At 61.7% G+C, this 3424-nt stretch carries 6 protein-coding genes; 2 read left to right on the top strand and 4 right to left on the bottom strand.

The genetic code is table 11. From position 1 onward, the window contains the following. The 4 genes from ACGVJ8_RS06145 to ACGVJ8_RS06130 all read right to left on the bottom strand — a co-directional run. The coding region (locus ACGVJ8_RS06145) for an NADP-dependent isocitrate dehydrogenase (RefSeq protein ID WP_392346393.1) at positions 1 to 1125 on the bottom strand (1125 nt) is incomplete at its 3' end. 154 nt (positions 1126 to 1279) lie between these two features. After that, positions 1280 to 1507 carry a hypothetical protein gene (locus ACGVJ8_RS06140; protein WP_392346391.1) on the bottom strand — a complete coding sequence of 76 codons (228 nt, stop codon included), beginning with the start codon at positions 1505 to 1507 and terminating at the stop codon, positions 1280 to 1282. Positions 1508 to 1617: 110 nt separating this feature from the next. Further along, a complete protein-coding gene (locus ACGVJ8_RS06135; protein ID WP_392346389.1) occupies positions 1618 to 1785 on the bottom strand; it encodes a hypothetical protein in 168 nt (55 codons plus the stop codon). Then, complete coding sequence (locus ACGVJ8_RS06130) at positions 1785 to 2540, bottom strand: 5'-methylthioadenosine/adenosylhomocysteine nucleosidase (RefSeq protein WP_392346387.1); 756 nt, start codon at positions 2538 to 2540, stop codon at positions 1785 to 1787. The genes ACGVJ8_RS06135 and ACGVJ8_RS06130 overlap by 1 nt, the downstream gene beginning before the upstream one ends. Before the next feature lie 113 nt (positions 2541 to 2653). Between ACGVJ8_RS06130 and ACGVJ8_RS06125 the strand changes: the two genes are divergently transcribed. Both ACGVJ8_RS06125 and ACGVJ8_RS06120 read left to right on the top strand, forming a co-directional pair. Next, entirely contained in the window at positions 2654 to 3061 is a 408-nt protein-coding gene (locus tag ACGVJ8_RS06125; RefSeq protein WP_392346385.1) for a hypothetical protein, read from the top strand. 72 nt (positions 3062 to 3133) lie between these two features. Beyond that, the coding region (locus ACGVJ8_RS06120; protein ID WP_392346383.1) for a biliverdin-producing heme oxygenase at positions 3134 to 3424 on the top strand (291 nt) is incomplete at its 3' end.

The raw sequence follows: 3424 nt of genomic DNA, 5'->3' as shown, positions 1-3424 counted from the left end.
ACCCACCATCGCGGCGGCGGCGTCGGAGATGTAGTCGCCGTTGAGGTTCAACGTGGCGAGGATCGAATACTCCTGGGGGCGGGTCTGGATCTGCTGGAAAATGCTGTCAGCGATGCGGTCATCCACCAGCACCATCTCCTTCCACTTGCCGCCACCATGGCTGCTGCCGATGGCGTCGATCACCGCCTGTACTTCGGCATCGATGTCGGCTTTTTTCTCCGGGGTGAGGCTGTCGTAACCGGGCTCGATCATCCGGGCGTTGGCCTGCACGCTCAAGTTGGGGTCTGTCTCGAGGTTCCCGAGGATCCAGCTTTCCCGCTCGGTGATGCACACGTCGCGGAATTCGGTGGTGGCCAGTTCATAGCCCCAGTCACGGAAGGCCCCTTCCGTGAATTTCATGATGTTGCCCTTGTGCACAAGGGTCACGTGGCGCTTGTCTCCCTGAAGGCGTAGGGCGTGCTGGATCGCCTTGCGGATGTGGCGCTGGCTGCCGGCTTTGCTCACCGGCTTGATTCCGATGCCGGATCCCTCGGGAATCTGGCGCTTGCCCAGCTTGCCGTTGGCGGGGATCACCACCTCGTTGAGGTGCTTTCGCAGCTCCTGGCCGACGGCGTCATCGGCGTCCCATTCCACCCCCATGTAGATGTCTTCGGTGTTCTCTCGGTAGACGATCACATCCAAATCCTGGGGACGCTTATGGGGGCTTGGGGTGCCCTCGTAGTAGCGGCAGGGGCGCACGCAGGAATACAGATCAAAGATCTGGCGCAGGGCCACATTCAGTGAACGGATGCCGCCTCCCACGGGTGTGGTGAGGGGACCTTTGATGGCCACGCCGTAGGTGCGGATTGCCTCGAGGGTGTCCTTTGGCAAATACTGGTAAGTGCCGTAGAGGTCGCAGGCTTCATCGCCGGCGTACACCTTGAACCATTCGATGCTCTTGCGACTGCCGTAGGCCTTGGCAACGGCCGCATCCAGCACCTTCCGAGTGGCGGGCCAGATGTCCACGCCGGTTCCATCACCTCGGATGAAGGGGATGATCGGGTTGTCGGCCACCACGGGTTGGCCGTTCTCGAAGCGGATTGGTGTGCCCTGGCTGGGGGCGGTGAGCTTCTTGAACTGGGCCATGGCGGTTGGTCGGGCGTCAGCGGGCAGAGCCTATGACTGAGCCGGGAGAAAGGTGCCGAATCCGGCGGGCATGTCCGGGCAGTTGGGTCGGCGATGTCCTTGGGTGAGACAGAAATGCAGGGTGAGCGGTGGTGGATCGGCAATGTCGCGCCAGCTAAACGGCATCGGCTGCACTTGAGCCATTCACCAGAAGATTTGCTCCCTGAATTTGTCCGCTGCGGACGAAGTCGATGACTGCTGCATCGACACCTTCTACCAGACCGAGGTCGTTGGCATGGAGCAGCGATGGATGCCTCTTCTGGTGCTGGCGAGCCTGAGCACTGAAGTGAGCCGCTCGGCTCCAGATCAGGGTATTCAGCAGCGTGGGTGTGAACACCAGCATCAGTGTCGGTGCCTTCAGAACCAGCAGCAGGGCGCAGACAATGATGTTGAACAGTTACTGCAGCAGCCAGCGACGGGCGAATTGGCGACCGCCCGCCTCTTCCCGGAAGGTCAGCAGGGCATGGGGCCGAGATAGCCCGCCACCGAGGCGGCCAGGAAGGCGATGGGATTGGCCAAGCTGAGGCTTATCCATCGGTCCAGCAGCAGCATCCCCATATGTACTGCGGCGGCCGGGCCCTCTACCAGGACATAGCGCAGCACCCGGTTCAGCGCAGGCATCAGGCGCATTCCTCGGGCGCCTCGTTGCAGCGTTGCAGCAGAGCCTGAATCAGCCGCCAGGCTTGCTGTTCGTAGCGCTTGACGAAGTCTTCGAAACTCTGGGCGGCCGCCTCATCGGCACCATCGGAAATCACCCGCAGTACCAGCCAGGGGACGCCCTCCTGTTCGGCTACCTGTGCGACTGCGGCGCCTTCCATCTCAACGGCCTGCAGGTCGGGCAGGACATCCCGCAGCGCTTGCAGCACCGCTGGATCGCCGATGAAGCGATCCCCCGTGGCGATCAGACCGCTGCTGGGCCGTGCGAATCCCTCCAGCTCGCCCGCGCTATAGGCCTCCAGCAGAGCGGTCTTGGCCCAGTCGAACCAGGCCGGCTGCGGTTGGAGCCGGTCCTGCTTCAGCGCTGGCAGCGTGAACCTTGGGAACAGGGGCCGGGCATCCATGTCGTGCTGAACCACGCCATCGGCTAACACCACATCCCACTGGCGCAGAGTTGGATTCGCAGCACCGGCAACACCGGTGAAAATCAGCAGATCGATGCTGGGATCACTGGCAAGCAGGCGTGTTGCCGCCCGCGCCGCGCTCACTTTGCCCCAGCCGCTCCAGGTCAGGCTGAGGAGCACCGTTTCGCCCCATGATCCCCTGTGGATTGCCAAGTCTCCGTGATTGCTGCAGCTCAGATCCTTCAGGTGGCTGAGATCCGTGCCGATTTCCTCCGGCATGGCGCCGAGCAGGCCCAGGTGCAGCGGTTGCGTCATGGTTTCGTGAACCTCGCGCAACCGTAACGGCGACCTCTGGCATCTCCCTCCACACTGTGCGGAATGGGGAGGTTGCAGTGAACGCGGGCGAATCGGTACACAGCGTGGCCCGGATGCGTGCGCTTGCATCCACGATCACGCTTGTGCGTCGCCAATTTCCCGCTGCACAGGCCAACCTCAGCCCCTGGAGGGACGACCCGCAGACCCGACAGTGGACTGAGACGGAATCGTTGGACCTCTCGTTTCACTTCCCTGGCTGGAGTCCGCGCCTGGAATGCCGCAGTTTGCTGATGCAATTGCGCGTCAGCACGGAGCATGGTGACGACCAGCTGCGCCTGCTGGGGGTGTTGATGCGGGGCATGACCTACGACGGTGAACGCTGGCGCTTGGCCACGGTTGGTGAATGGTTGCCAGAAGGCCTCCATTTGCCTCAGCAGCAGCAGGTGAAGCAGCTTCAGCAGATCTGTCGCGAGCTGTTCGAGCTCTTTGATGGAACCGCTGCGTCCGAACCAGCGGCGTAACCCTTCGCAACGCACAAAGCCGTCCTGCCTTGAACTTCTTTTAAATTCGACATTTGGCCATTTCTCGCAATCATGTCTGTCACCCTTGCTGCCCAGCTCCGGGAAGGCACGAAAAAGTCGCACACGATGGCCGAGAACACCGGCTTTGTGAGCTGCTTTCTGAAGGGAGTTGTTGATAAGGCCAGTTATCGCAAGCTGGTGGCTGATCTCTATTTCGTTTACTCCGCGATGGAGGACGAGATCAGCAAGCTGACGGATCATCCGGTGGTTGGACCAGTCGCCATGGCCCAGCTGAACCGTCGTGAGGCGTTGGAGCAGGACCTCACCTATTACTTCGGTAACGGCTGGATAGAAGCCATCCAG

The organism is Parasynechococcus sp., from assembly GCF_042954245.1.
In the GTDB taxonomy this organism is placed as follows: domain Bacteria; phylum Cyanobacteriota; class Cyanobacteriia; order PCC-6307; family Cyanobiaceae; genus Parasynechococcus.
The sequence above is the reverse complement of the archived record's forward strand: the minus strand, read 5'-3'. Positions and strand labels throughout refer to the sequence as shown.